The 20,773-nt window shown below is 64.3% G+C and carries 21 protein-coding genes; 7 read left to right on the top strand and 14 right to left on the bottom strand.

The window, feature by feature from the left end:
- Nucleotides 1–44: 44 nt before the first annotated feature.
- From D0901_RS06545 to D0901_RS06570, 6 genes are all read right to left on the bottom strand, one after another.
- Nucleotides 45–1,139, bottom strand: coding sequence for an aromatic ring-hydroxylating oxygenase subunit alpha (locus D0901_RS06545; protein ID WP_129139497.1), 1,095 nt, complete (start codon nucleotides 1,137–1,139; stop codon nucleotides 45–47).
- A gap of 73 nt (nucleotides 1,140–1,212) precedes the next feature.
- The gene (locus D0901_RS06550) at nucleotides 1,213–2,187 is read right to left on the bottom strand and encodes a PDR/VanB family oxidoreductase (protein WP_129139498.1); all 975 of its coding nucleotides are present in this window, start codon (nucleotides 2,185–2,187) and stop codon (nucleotides 1,213–1,215) included.
- A gap of 40 nt (nucleotides 2,188–2,227) precedes the next feature.
- Nucleotides 2,228–3,124 (bottom strand): SphA family protein, encoded by an 897-nt coding sequence (locus D0901_RS06555; RefSeq protein WP_129139499.1) that lies wholly within the window; start codon nucleotides 3,122–3,124, stop codon nucleotides 2,228–2,230.
- A 74-nt stretch (nucleotides 3,125–3,198) separates the two neighbouring features.
- The gene (gene catA, locus D0901_RS06560) at nucleotides 3,199–4,173 is read right to left on the bottom strand and encodes a catechol 1,2-dioxygenase (RefSeq protein WP_129139500.1); all 975 of its coding nucleotides are present in this window, start codon (nucleotides 4,171–4,173) and stop codon (nucleotides 3,199–3,201) included.
- A gap of 85 nt (nucleotides 4,174–4,258) precedes the next feature.
- A complete protein-coding gene (gene catC / locus D0901_RS06565) occupies nucleotides 4,259–4,549 on the bottom strand; it encodes a muconolactone Delta-isomerase (protein ID WP_129139501.1) in 291 nt (96 codons plus the stop codon).
- A gap of 27 nt (nucleotides 4,550–4,576) precedes the next feature.
- On the bottom strand, nucleotides 4,577–5,701 hold the full coding sequence (locus D0901_RS06570; RefSeq protein WP_129139502.1) for a muconate/chloromuconate family cycloisomerase: 1,125 nt from the start codon (nucleotides 5,699–5,701) through the stop codon (nucleotides 4,577–4,579).
- A gap of 100 nt (nucleotides 5,702–5,801) precedes the next feature.
- Here D0901_RS06570 and D0901_RS06575 point away from each other — a divergent pair, with 100 nt between their 5' ends.
- Both D0901_RS06575 and D0901_RS06580 read left to right on the top strand, forming a co-directional pair.
- Nucleotides 5,802–6,689: a LysR family transcriptional regulator gene (locus D0901_RS06575; protein WP_129139503.1), complete on the top strand. Its 888-nt coding sequence runs from the start codon at nucleotides 5,802–5,804 to the stop codon at nucleotides 6,687–6,689.
- Nucleotides 6,690–6,931: 242 nt separating this feature from the next.
- Complete coding sequence (locus tag D0901_RS06580) at nucleotides 6,932–7,468, top strand: HPP family protein (protein ID WP_129139504.1); 537 nt, start codon at nucleotides 6,932–6,934, stop codon at nucleotides 7,466–7,468.
- 135 nt (nucleotides 7,469–7,603) lie between these two features.
- Here D0901_RS06580 and D0901_RS21040 read toward each other — a convergent pair whose 3' ends face one another.
- The 4 genes from D0901_RS21040 to D0901_RS06595 all read right to left on the bottom strand — a co-directional run bounded on the left by D0901_RS21040 (nucleotide 7,604) and on the right by D0901_RS06595 (nucleotide 10,552).
- Entirely contained in the window at nucleotides 7,604–7,747 is a 144-nt protein-coding gene (locus tag D0901_RS21040) for a hypothetical protein (protein WP_203234809.1), read from the bottom strand.
- 322 nt (nucleotides 7,748–8,069) lie between these two features.
- Nucleotides 8,070–8,903 carry an ammonia-dependent NAD(+) synthetase gene (gene nadE / locus D0901_RS06585; protein WP_129139505.1) on the bottom strand — a complete coding sequence of 278 codons (834 nt, stop codon included), beginning with the start codon at nucleotides 8,901–8,903 and terminating at the stop codon, nucleotides 8,070–8,072.
- Between the two features lie 72 nt (nucleotides 8,904–8,975).
- A complete protein-coding gene (locus tag D0901_RS06590; RefSeq protein ID WP_129139506.1) occupies nucleotides 8,976–9,485 on the bottom strand; it encodes a CinA family protein in 510 nt (169 codons plus the stop codon).
- A 140-nt stretch (nucleotides 9,486–9,625) separates the two neighbouring features.
- The gene (locus D0901_RS06595; protein WP_129139507.1) at nucleotides 9,626–10,552 is read right to left on the bottom strand and encodes a LysR family transcriptional regulator; all 927 of its coding nucleotides are present in this window, start codon (nucleotides 10,550–10,552) and stop codon (nucleotides 9,626–9,628) included.
- A 290-nt stretch (nucleotides 10,553–10,842) separates the two neighbouring features.
- On the opposite strand from D0901_RS06595, the gene D0901_RS06600 reads away from it, so the two are divergent.
- The 5 genes from D0901_RS06600 (at nucleotide 10,843) to D0901_RS06620 (ending at nucleotide 16,058) form a co-directional block, all read left to right on the top strand.
- Nucleotides 10,843–11,877, top strand: coding sequence for an amino acid ABC transporter substrate-binding protein (locus D0901_RS06600; protein WP_129139508.1), 1,035 nt, complete (start codon nucleotides 10,843–10,845; stop codon nucleotides 11,875–11,877).
- A 121-nt stretch (nucleotides 11,878–11,998) separates the two neighbouring features.
- Nucleotides 11,999–13,156, top strand: a complete 1,158-nt coding sequence (locus tag D0901_RS06605; RefSeq protein WP_129139509.1) for an amino acid ABC transporter permease — start codon at nucleotides 11,999–12,001, stop codon at nucleotides 13,154–13,156.
- Nucleotides 13,157–13,165: 9 nt separating this feature from the next.
- Entirely contained in the window at nucleotides 13,166–14,281 is a 1,116-nt protein-coding gene (locus D0901_RS06610; RefSeq protein WP_129139510.1) for an amino acid ABC transporter permease, read from the top strand.
- Nucleotides 14,278–15,072 carry an amino acid ABC transporter ATP-binding protein gene (locus tag D0901_RS06615; protein WP_129139511.1) on the top strand — a complete coding sequence of 265 codons (795 nt, stop codon included), beginning with the start codon at nucleotides 14,278–14,280 and terminating at the stop codon, nucleotides 15,070–15,072. The genes D0901_RS06610 and D0901_RS06615 overlap by 4 nt, the downstream gene beginning before the upstream one ends.
- Nucleotides 15,069–16,058 (top strand): isoaspartyl peptidase/L-asparaginase family protein, encoded by a 990-nt coding sequence (locus D0901_RS06620; protein ID WP_129139512.1) that lies wholly within the window; start codon nucleotides 15,069–15,071, stop codon nucleotides 16,056–16,058. The genes D0901_RS06615 and D0901_RS06620 overlap by 4 nt, the downstream gene beginning before the upstream one ends.
- 88 nt (nucleotides 16,059–16,146) lie before the next feature.
- Here D0901_RS06620 and D0901_RS06625 read toward each other — a convergent pair whose 3' ends face one another.
- From D0901_RS06625 to D0901_RS06640, 4 genes are all read right to left on the bottom strand, one after another.
- The gene (locus tag D0901_RS06625) at nucleotides 16,147–17,601 is read right to left on the bottom strand and encodes a carbohydrate porin (RefSeq protein ID WP_129139513.1); all 1,455 of its coding nucleotides are present in this window, start codon (nucleotides 17,599–17,601) and stop codon (nucleotides 16,147–16,149) included.
- Between the two features lie 64 nt (nucleotides 17,602–17,665).
- Nucleotides 17,666–18,952, bottom strand: coding sequence for an MFS transporter (locus tag D0901_RS06630; RefSeq protein ID WP_129139514.1), 1,287 nt, complete (start codon nucleotides 18,950–18,952; stop codon nucleotides 17,666–17,668).
- Nucleotides 18,945–19,949, bottom strand: a complete 1,005-nt coding sequence (locus D0901_RS06635; RefSeq protein ID WP_129139515.1) for an alcohol dehydrogenase catalytic domain-containing protein — start codon at nucleotides 19,947–19,949, stop codon at nucleotides 18,945–18,947. Before D0901_RS06635 ends, D0901_RS06630 begins: the two co-directional genes overlap by 8 nt.
- On the bottom strand, nucleotides 19,949–20,767 hold the full coding sequence (locus D0901_RS06640) for an SDR family NAD(P)-dependent oxidoreductase (protein ID WP_129139516.1): 819 nt from the start codon (nucleotides 20,765–20,767) through the stop codon (nucleotides 19,949–19,951). Before D0901_RS06640 ends, D0901_RS06635 begins: the two co-directional genes overlap by 1 nt.
- Nucleotides 20,768–20,773: the final 6 nt, after the last annotated feature.

Here is a 20,773-nt window from a genome sequence, read left to right on the forward strand (position 1 = left end):
GCTATCCCCCGGCCGGAGGATAGCGTCCCTGGACGGCGAGGGGCTCAGCTCGCCGCGATCAGCGTATCGCTTTTCTCGGCCGCTTGCCGTTCGGCCTCGATCAGCCTGGTGAGCAGCTTGCGGACTTTCACCGGGGCGATGTCGTTGCTCATCAGCACCGGTTTGAGACTGAAGAAGTCCGTGGTTTTCATCTCGGCGTGAACCGCCTCGATGATCGGTACGTCCTCGTCCTCGAAGGCGGCATGCATCGCCTTGATCTTCTGTTCATTGTATTCCGCGTCCTCCTCGCGATGGTTGCGTCGCGTGGCGAAGAAGTAATGGGTCCGGTCGACACTCTCCGGGGTGACGGTATGCAGGTCGTACTGGGCGATACAGCCGTCCAGATCGAGACTGGCCTCGGGGTCCTGGGTGGCGCCGACCGAGAGCTGGATATTGCCCGGCGGCGTCCAGGTGATGTCGAAGAAGTGCCGCGCCTCGCCTTCGGGGTCGGGCAGGAACTGATTGAAGATCAGCATCGCCGGGGCCTGCTGCCATTCCCAGCGCGCCGTGACCGAATGTGAGTCATCACTGACTTTGGGGACCAGGGGCGTGAGTTGACCGCGCGTGGTGATGATCTCGCCATGGACGTGATCGATGTGGCTGAGATCCATCACATTGTCGGTGATCAGTTGATAGTTGCCGTTGACCGGCATGTAGGTGTAACCGACGCTATCCGGGTGGCCGCTGACCAGTTCGCCGTGATCCGGGATCCGCTCGTAGTCGGCCGGCGCGTCACCCATCCAAATCCACAGGAAGCCGTCGCACTCGGCCAGCGGAAAGCTGCGCACCTGGGCCGCCTTGGGAATCATGCCGTTGCCGTGCGGATTATGCGTGCATTTGCCGGCACAATCGAAACGCAGGGCATGGTAAAGACAGACGACCTCGTCGCCCTCTCGCCAGCCCATGTGCAGTGGGGCGAAACGGTGTGGGCAGCGATCGTGGATCGCGACCGGGGTACCGTCCTGCTTGCGGTAGATCAGTACCGGCGTGTCGAGCAGGGTCCGGTGGAACAGTTGCTCGGCATCGACCTCTTGCGACAACGCCGCAACATACCAGGTGTTCATCAGATAAGGACTGTGGTTCTGGCGTTCCGTGTTCATGGGTCAACCTCCTCAGGGTCGCTTGGCGAACGTCTTGTTGTGGAGTGAGCCTGACGGCTCGGTCTTGCTCGGTTCAGGGAAAGAAATCGAGAACCAGGCGCGGCGACCTGGCTCGCGAGCAACAAGGCGTGAAACACTGGCCGGCAGCGTGCTCCTCATCGCTGAAGAACATGTCGCGGTGCTCGGGATCACCGTCGACGACGCGCATGGCACAGCTTCCGCAGATACCTTGTTCACAGGACAGCGCCACCTCGATACCGGCAGCCATTAGCGCCTCGGCCACCGTCTGTTCCGGGGGCACGCGCACGACCTGGCCGGTCGCGGCCAGTTCGACCTCGAATTCGCCGTCATCGGCATTGGCTGAAGCCTCGACCGCGCCCGCGAAGTACTCGCGGTGAATGCGGTCATCGGGCCAGCCCAGGCGCCGTGCGGTGGCGATGACGTGTTCCATGAAGCCGGCGGGGCCGCACACGTAGAGGTGGCTGTCGTCATCGACAGTGGCGAGCACCGCTTCGCTGTCGAGTCGTTGCGTGGCGTCCCCGTCGTCGAAGTGGAAATGTATGCGCTCGGCAAAGGCCGAATTGGCGAGGCGTTCCCTGAAGGCGGTCGATGCACTCGAGCGCGTGCAGTAGTGCAGGGTGAACGCGTCGCCCTGACGCGCCAGTTGTTCCGCCATCGCCAGGATCGGCGTGACACCGATGCCGCCCGCGAACAGCAGCGTGTGGCGTGCCGGTACCAGCGTGAACTGGTTGCGTGGGGAACCGATGCGCAGGGTGTCACCTGCCTGGATGGCGTCATGGGCACAGGCGGAGCCCCCGCGCCCTTGCGGCTCGCGCAGAATGGCGATCTCGTAGTGGGCCGCGTGCAGGCTATCGCCTATCAGCGAGTACTGCCGGATCAACCCATTGGGCAGTTCGACATCGATGTGCGCACCGGCGCCGAACGCTGGCAGCGCCTGGCCGTCGGGAGCCACCAGCTCCAGGCCGATGATGCCCTCGGCAAGCTGGGTACGGTGGCGCACCCGAACGGGAAACAGGGGGGCTTGCATGAGTTCAACTCCTTTGTCTCGACCGTCTTCGGGCCTGGCGTCACAGCACCTTGGTCAGGGTCAGGCGCAACATGTCGCCCTGAGGCCGATCCTTTGCGGTGTACTCGTTGAGGTAGGCGGCATTGAGCCCCAGTCCGGCCTTGGGCCAGAAATAACCAGCCTCGGCACCAATCGCATGCTGTTCGGCCTTGTCGTTGGGCGCGCCGGATGGCACATCCTCATCGCGTTCGAGCTGCCAGGCATCGTAGCCGACCAGGCCGATTTCCAGACCGCTGGCGAGGCGTTTGCCGAGCCCCCACTCCACGGTCAGGCTGTCGCCCGGGGTAATACCCGTGGTGTCCTGTTCACCGTTGATCTCGTAGCGCGACAGGGCCGAGAACGACCAGCTCTTCGCAGCATCGAAATAGAGGGTGCCGCCCAGGGTCAGCATGGTGGTGCGAAATCCCTTGCCGGTGGTGGCGGGGTCACCGGCATCGTAGTCCGCAGTGTCGAACCATTCGCCGGCGGCGAACACGGCATCCCAGCGGTGACCGTGCCAGCCCAGTACCAGCGGGCTCAGGAAGATATCGCCGACGCCGCTGTCGCGGTCATCGATGCCGACGGCGTCGAAGTCCAGCGACGTTCGCTGTAGCGGCACGATGGCCTCGGCGCCGTAATCGGCGCCCAGGAAGCGCTTGTCGCTGATCCACACCAGGCGGCTGACCAAGGCGCTGACCGAGCCATCGTTGTCGCCCGGCAGGTCATCGCCGCGGCCATCGGTCAGCGAATCGATCCGATAATGCACCAGGTAGGCGCGGTAATAGGTACCGGGGGGCGGCACGGTCGCCGCACGCAACCCTTCGACACCGGCCACGTAATGGCCGTTGACGGCCAGGGCGGAGTCGGCGAGCAGGCAGCCGCCCAGGGCCAGCGCGGTAGCCGACAGGAGATATCGCATGGAGAGCTCCTTCCTTGTCTTTATCGTTATCGTCTTGGGGCGGCGGGCGGCGTGGTACCGCCGGCCCACCGGGATCACACCTTGGCGGCGCCGGCCAGCTGGCTGGCCTGGTCCTGCTCGTCTTCCTTGGCACGCGGGCGAGCGTGACGGTTCTGCAACGCGGTCTCGTCGGTCCTGGCCAGCACGATGTCGAACACCACCTCCGAGAACGGCCCGTCCAGCTCGCGCCGGGCGATTTCGGCGGGGTCGTCGATGCGCTGGGCGGGGATCACCAGTTCCTCGCGGGTGGCGAAGGCGAAGTCGTCGAAGGTATAGGGATCGCCGGCCAGGTTGATCTGGGTGGTCAGGTGCTGGTGACCCGGCGCGGAGATGAAGTAGTGGATGTGCGCCGGACGCTCGCCGTGGCGACCGAGCAGCTTGAGCACCTGGTCGGTGGGGCTGCCGTTCGGCACCGCATAGCCGGAGGGGATGATGCTGCGCGCGGTGTAGCGGCCTTCGGCGTCGGTGACGATGGTACGGCGCAGGTTGTATTCGCTCTGGCTCGGGTCGAAGAACGAGTAATTGCCCTTGGAATCGGCGTGCCAGATCTCGACCTTGGCCCCGGCGATCGGCTTGCCGTCGATGTCACGCACCTGCCCGGTCAGCCACATCGCTTCGCCGGCGCTGTCGCTGCCGTCGTCCATGCGCGCGAAGCCCTCGGTCTCCGGCGCGCCGGCCACGTAGAGCGGGCCCTCGATGGTCCGCGGGGTACTGCCGGTCCGCCGGGCCTCGGCGTCGATGGCATCCTGGCGCATGTCCAGATAGTGATCGAAGCCGAGCCCCGGGGAGAGCAGGCCGAACTGGGTCTGGCCGCCCAGCGCGTTGAGCACGCTCACCGCCGACCAGTACTCCTCGGGGGTGACGTCGAAGTCGTCGATCAGCTTGTAAAGATCGGCGACCAGGCGGTGCAGGATCTGCTTGGCACGCGTGTTACCGCCTTGCTTGTCGAAACCGCTGACGGCGTTCAGGAAATCCTGGACCTCGGGGGTATCGAAAATCTTGACTGACATGGTCTGGCTCCTCGGTTGTTGTAATGCCTTATGGGTCTGGCTTTTTGGTTTGGCTTTCAGGGCACTCGGGCTGGCGCGGGCGTGCTCAGTGATCGCCGTCCCGCACGGACGAGGGATGGCGACACAGCGGCTTGACGTGGATTTCCATGTAGGGAAACAGGGGCAGGCCGCTGATGATCTCCTGAAGTTCGGCGTTGTCCTCGACATCGAAGACGCTGACGTTGGCGTAGCTACCGGCGACCCGCCACAGGTGGCGCCACTTGCCCTGGCGCTGGAGGTCCTGAGAATAGGCCTTTTCGGTCGCCTTGATCTCGGCGGCGCGTTCGGCCGGCATGTCGGGGGGGAGCTTGACGGTCATTTCGACGTGAAACAGCATCGGTGATCCTCCGGGTTCGACTCGACTTCAGCCGTCCTTGCGGCGGTAGAAGCTCAGCTTGTCTTCATCGAGGGCGACGCCCAGCCCCGGCCCGCGCGGCAGGTCGACGCCGAATTCGTGATAGTTCAGCGGCTCGGTGACGATGTCGTCGGTGAGCAGCAGCGGGCCGAACATCTCGGTGCCCCAGGTCAGTTCGCCGAGGGTCGCCCAGGCGTGCAGCGCGGCGGCCGTGCCAATGGTGCCCTCGAGCATGGTGCCGCCATACAAGCCGATGCCCGCTGCCCGCGAGACACCGGCCAGCTCCAGCGCGCCGCGCGGGCCACCGGCCTTGGCGATCTTCAGGGCGACGGCGCCACTGAAGCCGGCGGCCGCCAGGCTGAAGCCGTCGCGGGCATCGGCCACCGCTTCGTCGGCGAGCATCGGCACCACGAAACGTTGCGCCAGTCGGGCCAGCCCGGCATGTTCGCGGGCCGGGATCGGCTGCTCGATCAGGGCGATGCCGGCGTCCTGCAGTGCGGCGATGCCACGCACGGCGGTGGCTTCGTCCCAGGCCTGATTGACGTCGACGCGTACGCTGGCACGATCGCCCAGCGCCGCCTTGATCGCCGCCACGTGGCGGACATCGTCGTCGACGGCGTTGGCACCGATCTTGAGTTTGAAGTCGCCATGCCGCCGGTCGTCGAGGCGCTGGAAGGCCTCGTCGATGTCCTTTCGGGTATCGCCGCTGGCCAGGGTCCACAGCACCGGCAGATGGTCATGCCGCGCGCCGCCCAGCAGCTCGGCCACCGACAGCCCCAGGCGCTTGCCCTGGGCATCGAGCAGTGCGGTCTCGAGCGCCGACTTGGCGATGGTGTTGCCGCGCACCTGGGTGTGCATGCGGGCCCGCAGGGCATTGAGGTTGCTCGAGGGCTCGCCGACCAGCAGCGGCGCCAGGTAGCAGTCGATGTTGCGCTTGATGCTTTCCGGGCTTTCCGGGCCATAACTCAGGCCACCGATGGTGGTGCCCTCGCCGATGCCCTCGATACCATCGGAATGCCACATGCGCACGATCACCAGCGTCTGGCAGGCCATGGTGGTCATGGAAAGCTTGTGCGGGCGAATGGTCGGCAGATCGACCAGCAGAGTTTCGATGGATTCGATGCGTGCGGTCATGGTGATTTCGGCAATCCTGGGGACGATGGACCACAGTCTGCTTGCCGGCAGGGAAGCCAACCAATATCGTTTGAGTGCCTAGCCATACCCTGGAGGTATCATGGAGCTGCGGCATCTACGCTATTTCTGCGTCGTGGCGGAGGAACTCAATCTGACCCGCGCGGCCCAGCGGTTGCATATGGCCCAACCGCCATTGACTCGACAAATCAAACAGTTGGAGTCGGAGTTGGGTACCGCGCTGTTCCGCCGGCATGCGCGCGGCCTGGCGCTCACCCCCACCGGCCAGTTCTTCCATGAGCACGCCCTGCAGATCCTCGAAAAAGTCGACTCCACCGTCCTCGCGACCCGCCGTCTGGCACGCAGCGGCAGGCAGGTCTTCGCCATCGGCTTCGTGCCGTCGATCTTCTACAGCGAGCTGCCGTTGCTGATTCGTCAGCTACGACAAAAGGAGGAGGTCGAGTTGACGTTGAGCGAGCTGACCACCGTGCAGCAGATCCAGGCCCTCAAGGCCGGACGTATCGACATCGGCTTCGGCCGGCTGCGTATCGATGACCCGGAGGTCGAGCAGGAGGTGCTGTTCGACGAGCCGATCATCGCCGCGCTGCCCGCTACCCACCCGCTGGTCGGCACCACGCCGACCCTGAGCGAGCTCGCCGGCACGCCATTGATCGTCTACCCGGCCACGCCCCGGCCCAGCTACGCGGACATCGTGCTGGGCCTGTTCCGCCGCCGCGGCCTCAAGGTCAACGTGATTCAGGAAGCCAACGAACTACAGACGGCGATCGGCCTGGTTGCGTCGGAAATGGGCTTCACCCTGGTGCCCGAGCAGGTCCAGCGGCTGCAGCGCGATGACATCGCCTACGCGCCGTTAGCGGAGAGCGGCCTGACCTCGCCGATCCTGTGCAGTCGCCGCAAGGAGCCCCCCTCGGCGATGATGCATCAAGTGAATGGGATGCTGCGCAAGGTGTGGCGCAAGAGAACCGTTTAATACTTTAGAGGCATCGCTTGCCTGGCTAGCACGTCTCTATCAGGCGATCTTTCACCGCCAAAGACTCGGCCCTGGGCTATAGATCCTGGTTAAGAACCGCCGCAGCGGACGCTATCCCCCCTGAGTCGCGAAGCGGGCGTCTCGACGTCAGCGATTAGTTTCATAGCGAAACGGCATTTCGCTTCCGGCCCCGTCTTGGGCAGAATGATCGCCCGCCAAATGGAGAGCCAGACGAAAACACCATGGTCCGAAGCTATCTGGGTAAGATGAAGGGCGCGCCGGTGCAGCGCGCGACACCGTGCTGGAAGGACGCCTGCTGGTCCTGGCTGGGTGCCTTCGTGGGCGTGGCCGGCGTGGGGCTGCTGAGCAGCCGCCTGCTGGAGACGCAGCCGCTGCTGATGATCGGCTCCTTCGGCGCCACCTCGGTGCTGCTCTACGCCGCGCCGGAAAGCCCCCTCGCCCAGCCGCGCAACGTGCTGGGCGGCAACGTGCTCTCGGCGTTGATCGGCGTGCTGTGCTGGCACTTCCTCGGCGACACCTGGCTGGCAGCGGCGGCGGCCGTCTCGACCGCCATCCTGGTGATGCAATTGACCCATACCCTGCACCCGCCGGGCGGTGCCACGGCGCTGATCGCGGTGATCGGCAGCGAGCCGCTTCACGCGCTCGGACTGGGTTATGCGCTGATGCCGGTCGCCGCCGGCTGCCTGTTCATGCTCGCGGTGGCCGTCACCGTCAACAACCTGGCCCGCCATCGGCGTTACCCGCAGCACTGGTGGTAAGTAGACAGCTCACCGCAGAACCACGGACACGAAAACGCCGCGATCGAGATCGCGGCGTTTTCGTAAGGGCGGGGCCACTGCAGGCGGCCTACCATCGTGGCGCTCCCCTGCCGGGGGTGCCACGACGTCTGCTATTCAGTCGATGCCGTAGCGCAGGCCACCTTGGGCCAGAAAGCCCTGGTAGGCGCTCTCGGTCATGGCTTCCAGCACGCGGTAAGCGGCCTTGCCGATACGCTTGCTCAGAGACAGCTTGGCCGGTGCGGTTTCTTGCGTCTTCATGATGTGTCGCTCCCTGGTTGTTTCAGGTGATGGAACCATTATGCCCGACTCTTAGACTTTAGTCCAATCAATTAACCTTTAGTCGAAGAGTCGGAGAAAGACGCTCGCATCGGCCCACCCAGCGCAGCAGTACCGCCCCGCCGGCAGGAATCGACGCAAAAAGAGGCTCGATCGCGGGGAAAATTCGCGGTGAAGAGCCCCGTGGCAGGATGTCGCGGATGGCGAGAGAAGAAGCCGAAGAGAGGCGCGAGAAGGCGCCGGACAAGAAAAACGGGGCGCCACTGCGCCCCGCGGTACTTTCTAACAGGCTATCAGGCCTCGTTCAGTCAGGGGCCTTGGGCAAACGACGCTTGTGCTCGGTCTTGCGATAACCCGCGATGATGGTACGGGCGTCCTCGTCGGCGACCGTCTCTCCCGAGAGAAAACGGTCGATGGCCTCGTAGCTGACGCCCAGCGCGTCCTCGTCGCTGCGCTGAGGACGCAGCGATTCGAGATCCGCCGTGGGCACCTTGTCGACCAGCCACTGCGGTGCGCCGAGGTGGCTGGCGATGTCGCGCACTTGCCCCTTGGTCAGCCCGGCCAACGGCGTCAGGTCGCAGGCACCATCGCCGAACTTGGTGAAGAAGCCCATCACCGCCTCGGCGGCCTGATCGGTACCCACCACCAGGCCACCGTGAGTCCCCGCCACCGCGTACTGGGCGATCATCCGCTGGCGCGCCTTGATGTTGCCCATCACGAAATCGCGCTGCTCATCGTCGCGAAACGTCACCCCGCCCGTCTCCAGGGACTCGAGCATGGCATCGCTGGCCGGCTGGATATCCACCGTCAGGACCTCGTCGGGGGCGATGAAGTCCAGCGCCTGGGCGGCCTCGTCATCATCCTTCTGGGTGCCGTAGGGCAGTCGCAGCGCCCAGAACCGGGCATCGGGCAAAGCGTCGCGCACCGCCTCGACGGCCAGTTGCGACAGGCGCCCGGCGACGGTGGAATCGATACCCCCACTGATCCCCAGTACCAGGGCATGCTGGCCACTTTCCCGCATTTCCTGCTCCAGAAAGCGCAGCCGACGCGCGACCTGCTCGGCGGGATCACGCCGGGTTTCGACACCCAGCGCCGCGGCGATCGCGCGCTGGTCCTGCGAGGTAGGATCGTTGCTCATCAAAGCCTCCTTGCCGTTGACGTTGCGATGGTCGCCAGACCATCCGGTGGGTTGGCGCACCCGACTGCCGGCTCAAAGCGGCGCGATATCGCCGTCACAGACCTGGCGATGCAGGTCCGGGATACGCGACAGGCTCTCGTGGGCCGCGCTCAGGCGGACCTCGTTACGCTCGCCGGAAAGCCGCTGCGTCTCGCTGACGACGTAGACTCGCCCTTCGTGGCGAAATGCCCACGCCAGGCAGACGGTGCCCACCGGCGTGCCGTCGTCCCCCGGCTTGGGGCCGGCGATGCCGGTGTTGGCCAGCGCCAGATTAGCGGCACTGTTGTTGAGCGCCCCCAGGGCCATCGCCTTCGAGGTGGCCTCGCTGGTCAGGCCGTCGCGCGACATCGCCTCATAGGGCACGTTGAGATAGCGATTCTTGGCCTCGGGGGAATACACCGCCAGACCGCAGTCGATCGACTGGCCGCTCCCCGGGACACTGGCGAGTTCGGACACCACCAGCCCCGCGGTGCAGGATTCCGCGGTGGTGACCTGCAATTTCTGATCGGTCAGGTACTGAATGACCTCTTCGAGCCAATCCATGGGTTGCCTCCCTGGCTTCCTTGCTTGGCAATGAGCCGTGCGACAGCGGGCACGGCGGACTCCCGAACAGCGTAGTCGCAGGATCGGCAGTGGACCCATAACCTGTGATGGGCCGGTAAGGGGCACCGGGCATGGCTGTCTTACCGCCAGGGAGCGTCCTCGTCGGGGCCGGGGGAGTCAGGCACGCCCCCGTCGCTCTTGAGCCGCTGCCAGAACGCCCCGGCCATGCCATTACGATTACCCAGCCAGCGCACCAGGATGATCTCGACATGATCCGCCGGCATCTGCGGGTAGATACGAACCAGTCTGCCATCGTCGATCAGCGGGGCGGACATGCTGTGAGGCATGCAGGCAATGCCCTGCCCCATGGCCACCATGGGCTTGAGGGCTTCGGACACGGTCGCCTCGAAGACCCGCTTTAGCCGAGACGGCTCGGGATGACGCTCGACCTGGGCCCGTGACAGCTCGTGCAGCTGGGCGGTCCGCGAATAGGTCAACCAGGGAATCGTCCCCTTGCCGCTTCGACACGATCGCGCCAGCGCCGGCGTCCCTACCCAATAGAGTTCGTCGTGACCCAGTGACAGCACTTCGAAGTCCTCGCGCTGGAAGTAACGCTGCGATTCATCGTCCCGATAGAAGAGAATGAAATCGCTGCGTCCCGACATCAGCGACATGTAATAGTTTTCGGTGCTCTTGTGGCCGGTATCGATACGCGTGAACAAGGGCGCTTCCGGCGTGGAGTAGCGCGAGATCCACTGCGGGAAGAAATTGCATGCCAGCGTATGCAGCGACGCGAAGGTCAGTGGCCGATCGACGACTTTCACGCTCTGCTCGCATTCATGCGACAAGCGCACCAGTTCCGCGGCGGCGGGTATCAACGCATCCCCCGAGGCGGTCAGACGGATGGGGGTCACTGCGCGATCGAACAACTGCGTGCCGAGATGGGCTTCCAGCAACTGGATACGCCGGCTCAGTGTCGACTGCGAACAATTACGAAGCCGTGCGGCGGCGGTGAATTTGCCGGTTTCGGCAAGCGCCAGGAAGTCGGCGTACCAGAGGATATCCATGGCGCCTCGCTGAGTCGGGCGCGGCGCCCCGAGCACCGCGCGGACGGGGAAAGAATACTGACAAAATATCAGGTCATGCGAATATTCGATAGCCAGTACAGCGGTCACGATCAATCAATGCTAGAGCCACCCGTAGGGTGTGCGTAGTGTTGACCAGACGCCGACTGGCGCCAGAGACACCTGATGCAGGGGTCGATGGCCTGGTCAGAGGCCATGGCGTAGCTTCTTTCTCACGGCTGCGTCGGTCCCGGGCTACTCGAATCAACGTCACGGAACGGAAGGTAAATAACATGCAGAACAACAAGATGCTGGGACAGATTACCGCCATGGGCCTGTTGGGCCTGAGCCTGGCCTATGCCGGTGCCGCCCAGGCCAGCCTGCTCGATGACGTCAAGGCACGCGATGCCCTGCGCTGCGGTGTCAGCAGCGACAAGGCCGGCTTTTCCTATCTGACGGATGAGGGTCGGTGGAGCGGCATGGATGTCGACCTGTGCCGCGGGATCGCCGCCGCCGTGCTCGGCGATGCCGAGAAGGTGGAATTCGTGGTGACGACGGCCAAGAACCGTTTCACGGCGCTCGCCTCGGGCGAGATCGATGTGCTGTCACGAGCCACGACCTGGACAGCCTCGCGGGATGCCAATCTGGGTGCAGACTTCACTACGCCCTGGTTCTACGACGGCCAGGGGGTGATGACGCATGCCGACTTCGGCGTCAATTCCATCGAAGAACTCGATGGCGCCGTCTTCTGCCTGTCGCCCGGCACCACCTCCGAACAAAACCTGGAAGACTACTTCGGACGACGGGGTCTCAGCTATCGCACCGTGGTCATCGAGAAGAGCACGGAACTGTACAACGCCTTCCAGAAGGGACGTTGCGACGCCATTACCAACGACATGAGCGGCCTTGCCTCGCGCCGGACCCAGTTCGCCGATCCCGACGCCTATACCCTGCTCCCCGAGACGATCTCCAAGGAGCCACTGGGCGCCTACGTACCCCAGGGCGATGCCCAATGGCGAGACATCGTCACCTGGACCGCCTTCGCCTTGATGAACGCCGAGGAACTCGAAGTCACCTCGCAGAACGTCGAGTCACTGCGCGAGGAAACCCGGAACCCCAACATCGCTCGCCTGCTGGGCACCGATGGCCGTATCGGCGAGCGCTTCGGACTGAGCAACGACTGGGCCTACCAGGCCATCAGGCAGGTCGGCAACTACGCAGAAATATTCGCCCGCAACGTGGGCCCCGAGACGCCGCTGAAATTCGATCGTGGCCTCAACCGCCTGTGGAGCGACGGCGGGCTGATCTACCCGGCGCCCATTCGCTAAGCGGCCGGCTGCCCCGGTACTAGAAGACCCCGAGCGTCCGGCTCGTCCTGGCCGGGCGCTCGTCGCGCAGCATCGTCCGCTGCACCGCTGCGTTCGCGTGGCATCGTCTCGAGTAACGCTCATGTGGAACAATCCCCTGCAAAGTGCGCGCGTTCTCAGTGCATTGCAACAAGGCGGCATCCTCGCCCTCGTCGCCGGCGCCTTCTATCTTCTGATCGTCAATGCCAGCGCCAACCTCGATGCCCTGGGCATCGCCTCGGGCTTCGGCTTCCTGCAGGAACGCGCCGGCTATGCGATCAGCTTTCGGCTGATCGACTACACCCCGGATGACAGCTACTTTCGCGCTTATCTGGTCGGCCTGCTCAATACCCTGCTCGTGTCGGGCTTGAGCATCACCCTGGCCACCCTGCTCGGCGTATTCCTCGGTGTCTGCCGGGTCTCGGAGAACTGGCTGCTGGGCCGGATCAGCTATCTCGCCGTCGAATTCCTGCGCAATGTCCCGTTGATCGTCCATCTGATCTGGTGGTACGGACTGATGCTGGCGCTGCCCGGCGTACGCCAGGCCATCTCGCTGTTCGATGTCGGGTATCTCAGCAACCGCGGCTTGACGCTCGCCTGGGCCAGCGATGGCGCGCTGGTCGGCTGGGGGCTGCTGTGTGTCGTCATTGGCGGCGCCCTCGGCTATGCGCTGATGGCGCGTTACCGGGCCGGTCTTGCCTGGAAGGGCTTCGGGCCGCCCGTCTGGCCCGCCATGCTCGCGGGCGCCGTCGTCTTGCCGGTCATCGTCTACCTGATCAGCGGCAGCCACTGGCAGTGGGATGTGCCCGTTTCACGCGGCTTCGGCTTCAGCGGCGGCGTCAACCTCACCCCCGAGCTGATGGCACTGTGGCTGGCGCTTTCCGTCTACAGCGCCAGCTATATCGCCGAAATCGTCCGCGGCTCCATCCAGTCGGTGCCGCGCGGACAATACGAGGCGGCCCACGCCCTGGGCTTTTCCGAGATGCCCACCATGTTCCGGCTGATCGTTCCCCAGGCGATCTATCCGATGATCCCTCAGGTCACCAGCACCTACCTCAACATCATCAAGAATTCATCACTGGGCGTGGTCGTCGGCTACATGGAGCTGGTGTCGTCGACGGGTGGTACCACGCTCAACCAGACGGGCCAGGCCATCGAGTGCATCGCCCTGGTCATGGCGACCTACTGTGTCTTCAGCCTGGTCACCTCGCTGTTGATGAATCTCTACAACTACCGCGTCAGCCTGCGCACGCACGGTTAAGGAGCTCCCATGTCATCGTCCTCGACCGTCTCCACGCCCGAGCAGACGCATCGTCCGGCGCAATCGCCACCTCGCCAGGGTGGCGTGCAGCGCACCAGGCGCTGGGTGAAGCGCCACCTGTTCCCGACCCCCTTCCAGTCCCTGCTGACACTCGTCACTCTGGCCCTGCTGGCATGGTTTGTACCACGCGCCCTGGACTGGCTGATCCTCTCGGCGACCTTCAGCGGCGACAGCCAGGCCGACTGTCTCGGCGACGGCGCCTGCTGGCTACCCGTGACGCAACGCATCGAGCTGTTCGTCTACGGTTTCTATCCGGACACGCAGACCTGGCGCGTCAATATCGCCTTCGCACTCTCGGCGGCGATCTTTCCTCTGCTCTACCTCAAGCGCATCGACCGCCGCTGGGTGCTGGGCTACCTGGTCGCCCTGCCGTTCGTGATGTGGTGGCTGCTCAAGGGAGGCGCGGGGCTGGCGGAGGTCTCGTCGACGAAGTTCGCGGGCATTCTGGTCACCGTCTTCCTGGGCGTCATCGGCATGCTCTTCGCCCTGCCGATCGGCATCCTCCTGGCGCTCGGTCGCCGCTCGAGCAAACCCGCCATCAAGCTGCTCAGCGTGCTGTACATCGAGCTGGTGCGTTCGGTACCCGTCATCACGCTGCTGTTCATGGCGTCACTGATGATCCAGCTGTTCTTTCCCGAAGGTTTCACCATCGACATCCTGCTGCGGGTGCTGATCGTGCTGATCATGTTCACCGCCGCCTACATGGCCGAGACCATTCGGGGCGGCCTGCAGGGCATACCGCGGGGTCAGTACGAAGCCGCCAAGGCGCTGGGCTTCTCCTACTGGAAGACCATGGGACTGATCATCCTGCCTCAAGTGTTGCGCAACACCATCCCGCCACTGCTGACACAGTTCATCGGGCTGTTCAAGGAGACCACGCTGGTCGTCGTCGTCGGGGTACTGGATATCGTGGGCATTGCCATGAGTACCACTTCCGCCCCCGAATGGTTGGGTCTCGAGCACGAGGTCTATCTGTTCCTGGCGATGTTCTTCTTCACCATCTGCTTCGCCCTGTCTCGCTACGCGCGCCATCTGGAAAAACAACTGGAAAAGAGCCGCTCATGAGCCCTGTATCGACTTCTCCCTCTGCCACGCCGTCGCAGGATTCACCCGTCGTGCGGATCCAGCACCTCGACAAGTGGTATGACAAGTTTCACGCCCTCAAGGATATCTCGCTGGATGTCCGAAGCGGCGAGCGCATCGTCATCTGCGGCCCCTCGGGATCGGGCAAGTCCACGCTCATCCGCTGCATCAACCAGCTCGAAGTCCATCAGCAGGGCACGCTCGAGGTACTGGGCGAGACACTTGACGACAACCGCCAGCGCCTGCAGCGCATCCGGCGCAGCGTGGGCATGTGCTTTCAGCACTTCAATCTCTTTCCGCACCTGAGCGTTCTCAAGAACTGCACGCTCCCCCAGACCGCCAACCTCGGCATTGCCCAGTCCGAGGCCATCGAGCATGCCCTGGCGCTGCTCGACCGGGTGCAGATGCGCGAACACGCCAACAAGTACCCGGGCCAGCTATCGGGTGGCCAGCAGCAGCGTATCGCCATCGCCCGCGCCCTGTGCATGCGCCCCAAGGTCATGCTCTTCGACGAGCCCACCTCGGCGCTCGACCCCGAGATGATCGCCGAAGTGCTCGAGGTCATGGTGGACCTCGCCAAGGAGGGCATGACCATGATCTGCGTCACCCACGAAATGGGCTTTGCGCGTCGCGTGGCCGACCGCGTGGTGTTCATGGACCGTGGCGAGATCGTCGAGGAAGCCCCACCCCGACAATTCTTCGATACGCCGCGCTCGCCGCGTACCCGGCAGTTTCTGACGCAAATCCTCGATCACGGAGTCTCTACCGCATGAATGATGTCCCCATCGCCATGGCGATTCATGGCGGCGCCGGCGTGCTGACGCCCGGCCTGTTGACCACGCAGGACGAAAGCGACATCCACGAGACACTGCGACGGGCCCTAGACGCCGGCCAGCAAATACTGGAAGCGGGCGGCAGCAGTCTGGACGCCGTGGAAGCCAGTGTCGCGGTGCTGGAAGACTCTCCCTGGTTCAATGCCGGCAAGGGCGCCGTGTTCACCGACGACGGCCGACATGAACTGGACGCCGCGATCATGCGCGGCAGCGATCGTAACGCCGGAGCCATTGCCGGCGTTCATCACGTCCGCAACCCGATCCGCGGGGCGCGTGCCGTCATGGAATGCAGCGAGCACGTCATGCTCATCGGCGAAGGTGCCGATCGTTTCCTGGTGGAACACCAGCTGCCTCAGGTCGCCAATGACTGGTACGACACCGAACTCCGCCGCCGCCAATGGCAGGACAATCGCCTCAAGGGCGGGGCCCCGACGCTGGAGCCCAGCGAGGCCGACCATCGTGGTGGTCAGGACGATCCAGCGCCGGGCCACAAGTTCGGTACGGTGGGCGCCGTGGCGCTCGACCGTCACGGTCATGTCGCCGCGGCCACCTCCACGGGCGGTATCACCAACAAGCGCTATTCGCGAGTCGGAGACACTCCGCTGATCGGCGCCGGCACCTGGGCCGATGACCGCAGCGCGGCGATTTCCGCCACCGGGCACGGCGAATACTTCATACGTGCCGCCGTGGCCCACGACATCGCCGCGCGCATGCGCCATGCCGGCAAGGACCTCGAGGCGGCCTGCCACGAGGTGGTCTTTCAGGAGCTGAAGGCTCTCGGCGGCCAGGGCGGAATCATTGCCGTCTCGCCGGCTGGGGATACCCAACTTGTCTTCAATACCCCGGGCATGTATCGCGCCTGGCGGGACCGTCAGGGGCGGCGTCACACGGCGATCTACGCCAAGGATGACCGAGTGCATGACTGAACGAGAGCGGCCGGCCCTGACGGGCCGGCCGCTGTCTCTCGGTTGCAGGCTGCATCCAACGACGTTCTCTATGCAAGGCGCCCCGTTCTCAATCCGACGCACTCAGCCCCAGGGTCTTGCCCAGATCGATGCCGAACTGCAAGGCCACCACGACCCCGTCGTCATTGAGATCCCGCGCCGCCGGGTTGTAGACGTTGCTGGGGTTGATGACGTATTGCACCGACGGTTCCAGGAACACGTAGCCGGGCAAGCCAAGATGGTAATTCGTCTCGACACGGTACACGTTCCGGGACCCGGTATCGGTCGTCCCGCCATTGGCGATACGAGCGGCGCGCTGTGCCTCGAGCTGACGGCTCCCCAGGCGGGCATAACTCACCTTGATATTGGCCATGTCGGCCGGTCGATCAAAGGGGTTCAGATAGGTTAGCCCCGTTTCGACGAAGGCCTGGTAGGGTTGGTTGTCACCGGGCGCCGCCTCCATCGATCCGAACACGAGCAGCGCCTCCGGGTCCACGCTGTCTCCCCGTCCCCCATCCGGGCGCCAGAACGCCTGGCGGAACTTGAACATGACACCGGCGGTACCACTGCCGTCACGCTCGCCGGTACGCGGGTCGTACTGATCACTGGTGTTGTAGAACCCGATGAGTTCGTAGCGTCCGGGATACGTCGCCTCCGAGAACGTCGTCTCGTGGCCGATGGCGGCAAGAATGCTCTCCCCGGCGGAATCCGAGGGATTCCAGTCGAAGCCATGCCCCTTGTCCAGATACTGCTGAGGATCGGACTCGAAGACGCCCAGCTTCAGGCTCTTGTGGTTGCCTAGCCGGAGCTGCCCGAAGGCGCCCCAGGAGGCGTAGGGTGGCGGGAGCGACCCCGTCGCATAATCCCAGATGGGGTCGTTGCAGGCCACGACACTGGAACAGTTGTTCTCGAAGAAGTAGCGCCGGGCGTTGGTACGGCCCAGCACGGTCTTCAATCGGCCATCGAAATAGGTCTGCTCATAGGAAAACTGCGACAGGTAACCGCTGGAAATATCGTTGCGCGCCGGCGATCCACCGAAATAGCCGCCCGCGGCACCGGCATAGGCGGATGTGGTGGGTTGCCCGACATTATAATTGCCGGGGAAGGCAATATACTCCAGGTGGAAGGTCGCATCGGGTATGTCAAATAGCCTTTCCAGGTCGAAGTCGGCCCCGGCGAATATGTTATTGGTGACAGCGTGACTCCCTTCTCTGGGGCCGGTGGACGGGTTACCGACCCACAGGGACCAGAGCGATAGATGGGGCTTGATGCCGGCAGCATCGAGCTCTCTTCCCAGCCCGCTGAACAGGGGTTCTTTCTGGGTCAGGCGGGGGGCCTCTTGATTGTCATCGAGTCGCTCCGATAGTGCTGACTTTTCTGCCCAGGCGTTCGAGGATACCGCCATGATGACGGCGGCCGACAAGACCGGCCCGGCCAGCGCCAGCATGCGGAACTTGGAAATGTTTCGGCGCGAAATTCCATGCCGACCTTGGAAATGACGGCGTGCAGGGATCGAGGCGTTCATTGTTATCCTTATGATTATTTGGCGTGCGTTTATGACTATTGTTTTTTCGGCACCAGGGCCGGATTCAATTGAGTGATGTCGAGGCGAGCGTCTCTTGCGACCGCCTGGCCAGGACCGCCGGGGCAGTCTCCTGAAGCCCCATGGCCAGGATGCCGGCGATCACACAGATACCGCTCATCAGCCAGAGCGGCGCGGACTCGCCAGCCACGTCGGCCGCCGCACCGGCCACCGTGGGCAGGATGCCACCGCCCAGGACCTCGCCAATGCCGCACACGAAACCGAGGGCCGTGGCGATGTAGCGTGCATCGACGGTTTCGGAGGGAACGATGGCCATGAACAGCGGGAAGATGCCGTTCAGGGACCAGCCGAAGAAGAACAGCAGGGCGAGGATGAACGCATGCCCCTGGAAGTACATGGCGCCCAGGGTCAGAATCAGCCCCATGAAGGGCGTGATGATCATCACCGGCTTACGGCCGATTCGATCGGAAATACCGCTGACCACGAAGCTCCCGACGGCCGCCGAGATACCCAGGGTCCCCATCAGCCAGCCCATCACTTCTGGCGAGTAGCCGCGCACACTGGTGAGATAGATCGGCATGAAGGACCAGCAGACCACCAGATAGCCGACCAGCAGGATCGCCATCAGCGAGCAGATGACCATGTTTCGGTGGGCGAGCATCTCCTTGATACTCGGTCGCCGTGAGGCTGGCTTGTCACCCACCGCGGACGGTACCGGAGAAACGCCAGGCTCCCGCATCAGCCACCAGATCAATCCGGCGGCGATCAGCCCCGGCACCCCGGCGAGGAAGAACGCCTCGCGCCAGCCGAAGGCCGTGGCGATGGCGACCAGCACCACCGGGGCCGCAAAGGAGCCCAGCAGGTTCGAGCCGAAGTTCTGCATCACGCCCATGGCCACGCCCCTACGCTTGGGCGTCACTTCCATGGCCGTCACCGTCTGCGATATCGGCAGAATGGGTCCCTCGGCGACCCCCATGAGCAACCGCGCACCGAGCAGCAGCAGGAAGGAGCTGGCGAGCCCCGTCAGGAAGGAGCAGAGGGAGAAAATGATGGTGGCCAGAATGAGAAAGCTCTTTCTTCGCCCGCTACGATCGGACATCGCGCCGAATATCAGGCCCGACAGGGCCCAGGTAATCGACAGTGCCGACGCCGTCAGACCTATCTGGGTGTTCGTCAGCCCGAGTTCGGGCTGGACGAAGGGCATCAGAAAGTTCAGCGCATTCCGGTCGAAGAAGACGATACCGAAGTTGAAGCTCAGCAGGGCTACCAGAATGATCTGGTAGCGTGAGCTGACAGGCGCGTCGGGGATGGCATTAGCATTGTTGTTATTCATGATTGATTAGCACCTTGCATTGGCGAGTGCGGTTTTTCAGGGACTCGAATACCGTCGGCACGTCTTGCAGCGACACCGTCTCGGTAATCAAGTGGCGAGGTTCGACGGCACCGGCGTCGAGTACGTCCAGGGCACTTTCGTACTCGCGTCGGGAAAAGAAGGCCGCCGTCTGCAGACGGACTTCCTTCGACAGGGCGGCAAAGGGGACGAAACTGTCGGGTTTGGTGCAAAGGCCGAGGAGCAGGATCGTGCCATGCGGGCGCACCTGCTCGATGGCCTGGGCGATGAGTCCCGGCACACCGGCACATTCGAAGACGACGTCCGCCTCCCCGCCGAGCTGACGTTCCGCGGCCGCCACGGGTTCCTGCGGATCACAGACGAAACCGGTCGCCCCCATGTCATGGGCACGCTGCTCCTGATAGCGGGCGATGTCCTGGACGACGACCTGTCTCGCTCCGAAGCGACGCGCCCAGAACGCGGCCGCCAGACCGATGGGACCGGCACCGAGGATCAGCACGCGGTCCCCGGGGCGCATGCCGGAAAGCCGGACGCCGTGGAGCGCCACGGCCAACGGCTCGACGATCGCCCCGTCGTCCGTGTTCACCCCCTCGGGCAGCGCAATGCACTGGCGTGCCGCGGTGGCCGCGTATTCGCCATAGCCCCCGCCTTCGAGCACCATCTGCCGGCACCAGGCCGGGTCCCCCGACAGGCAGGAGAGACAGCGCCCGCAACTGCGGAAGGGCATGACGGAGACCAGTTGCCCCGTGCGCAGGTTATCGACCGCGGTACCGCAGGCGACGATCTCGCCGGCATACTCGTGACCCAGCACATCGCCGGGGCAGAGGCCGAAGACGGCATCTTCGGTCATGTGCAGATCGGACCCGCAGATCCCGCAGCGCCTCACCTGAATGACGACTTCATCGTCGCCCGGCGTGGGATCGGGAAGCTCGCGGATCTCCAGCGGCCGGTGCAGTTCATGGAAAACGGCAGCACGCATCAGCCGACCCTCCCCAGCGAGGTCCCGCCATCGATGACCAGTTGCGCCCCCGTCATGTACGAGGACGCCTCCGAGGCCAGATAGAGGGCGAGCGCCTTGATCTGCTCCGGGTCCGCCAGTTGCCCCAGGGGTACCTTGGCATCCCAGCTCTGGCGCACATCCGAGTCTTTCAGCCAGCCGCCGCCGATATTGGTGACGAAGCCCCCCGGCGCGATGGTGTTGACGCGTATCCCGAACGCCGCGAGTTCCAGGGCCAGTTGGCGGACCATGTGCGACACCCCGGCCTTGGCCGGCATGTAGGGCAGGCCCACCACGGGCTCGGTGATGACGGCGGCGTTCGACGAAGTGACGACGATGGAGCCGTGGCGCCGGGGCTTCATGTACTTAGCCGCCATGCGCAGGGTATTGAAGGTGCCCGTCAGATTGATGGCGATCGTGCGATCCCAGCGTGCCGGGTCCAGGGTGTCGACCTGCCCGTCCTCGTTGCGCCAGCCGCCCGGATTCCAGAAGCCCGCCCCCGGATCGATACCGGCATTGGCGAAGACGATATCCAGACCGTCGAAGCGGCGCACATGCTCCTCGAACACCAGGCGCGTCTGTTCCCGGTCGGCCACATCGAGCGCCTGGACATGCACCTCGAAGCCCTGCTCGCGCAAGCGCGCCGCTTCACGTATCGCGGCGTCGACATCGATATCCGCCAGCGTGACGCGAGCGCCGTTTTCCACCAGGGCTTCGACATAAGCGAGACCCAGACCCGAGGCGCCTCCCGTCACCAATGCCGAGCGTCCTTCGACGCTGAACTGTTCCAAGACACGCATACCCAC

Source organism: Modicisalibacter coralii (genome assembly GCF_004117855.1).
Taxonomy (GTDB): Bacteria; Pseudomonadota; Gammaproteobacteria; order Pseudomonadales; family Halomonadaceae; genus Modicisalibacter; species Modicisalibacter coralii.

What these genes read in the sequence shown, in the direction of transcription:
- D0901_RS06570 (WP_129139502.1), bottom strand. Translation starts at nt 5,701, where the DNA reads ATGACCGCACGCATCGAATCCATCGAAACTCTGCTGGTCGATCTGCCG.
- D0901_RS06605 (WP_129139509.1), top strand. Translation starts at nt 11,999, where the DNA reads ATGTGGAACAATCCCCTGCAAAGTGCGCGCGTTCTCAGTGCATTGCAA.
- D0901_RS06575 (WP_129139503.1), top strand. Translation starts at nt 5,802, where the DNA reads ATGGAGCTGCGGCATCTACGCTATTTCTGCGTCGTGGCGGAGGAACTC.
- catA (WP_129139500.1), bottom strand. Translation starts at nt 4,173, where the DNA reads ATGTCAGTCAAGATTTTCGATACCCCCGAGGTCCAGGATTTCCTGAAC.
- catC (WP_129139501.1), bottom strand. Translation starts at nt 4,549, where the DNA reads ATGCTGTTTCACGTCGAAATGACCGTCAAGCTCCCCCCCGACATGCCG.
- D0901_RS21040 (WP_203234809.1), bottom strand. Translation starts at nt 7,747, where the DNA reads ATGAAGACGCAAGAAACCGCACCGGCCAAGCTGTCTCTGAGCAAGCGT.
- D0901_RS06620 (WP_129139512.1), top strand. Translation starts at nt 15,069, where the DNA reads ATGAATGATGTCCCCATCGCCATGGCGATTCATGGCGGCGCCGGCGTG.
- D0901_RS06545 (WP_129139497.1), bottom strand. Translation starts at nt 1,139, where the DNA reads ATGAACACGGAACGCCAGAACCACAGTCCTTATCTGATGAACACCTGG.
- D0901_RS06600 (WP_129139508.1), top strand. Translation starts at nt 10,843, where the DNA reads ATGCAGAACAACAAGATGCTGGGACAGATTACCGCCATGGGCCTGTTG.
- D0901_RS06580 (WP_129139504.1), top strand. Translation starts at nt 6,932, where the DNA reads ATGGTCCGAAGCTATCTGGGTAAGATGAAGGGCGCGCCGGTGCAGCGC.
- D0901_RS06595 (WP_129139507.1), bottom strand. Translation starts at nt 10,552, where the DNA reads ATGGATATCCTCTGGTACGCCGACTTCCTGGCGCTTGCCGAAACCGGC.
- nadE (WP_129139505.1), bottom strand. Translation starts at nt 8,903, where the DNA reads ATGAGCAACGATCCTACCTCGCAGGACCAGCGCGCGATCGCCGCGGCG.
- D0901_RS06550 (WP_129139498.1), bottom strand. Translation starts at nt 2,187, where the DNA reads ATGCAAGCCCCCCTGTTTCCCGTTCGGGTGCGCCACCGTACCCAGCTT.
- D0901_RS06640 (WP_129139516.1), bottom strand. Translation starts at nt 20,767, where the DNA reads ATGCGTGTCTTGGAACAGTTCAGCGTCGAAGGACGCTCGGCATTGGTG.
- D0901_RS06630 (WP_129139514.1), bottom strand. Translation starts at nt 18,952, where the DNA reads ATGAATAACAACAATGCTAATGCCATCCCCGACGCGCCTGTCAGCTCA.
- D0901_RS06615 (WP_129139511.1), top strand. Translation starts at nt 14,278, where the DNA reads ATGAGCCCTGTATCGACTTCTCCCTCTGCCACGCCGTCGCAGGATTCA.
- D0901_RS06625 (WP_129139513.1), bottom strand. Translation starts at nt 17,601, where the DNA reads ATGAACGCCTCGATCCCTGCACGCCGTCATTTCCAAGGTCGGCATGGA.
- D0901_RS06555 (WP_129139499.1), bottom strand. Translation starts at nt 3,124, where the DNA reads ATGCGATATCTCCTGTCGGCTACCGCGCTGGCCCTGGGCGGCTGCCTG.
- D0901_RS06610 (WP_129139510.1), top strand. Translation starts at nt 13,166, where the DNA reads ATGTCATCGTCCTCGACCGTCTCCACGCCCGAGCAGACGCATCGTCCG.
- D0901_RS06635 (WP_129139515.1), bottom strand. Translation starts at nt 19,949, where the DNA reads ATGCGTGCTGCCGTTTTCCATGAACTGCACCGGCCGCTGGAGATCCGC.
- D0901_RS06590 (WP_129139506.1), bottom strand. Translation starts at nt 9,485, where the DNA reads ATGGATTGGCTCGAAGAGGTCATTCAGTACCTGACCGATCAGAAATTG.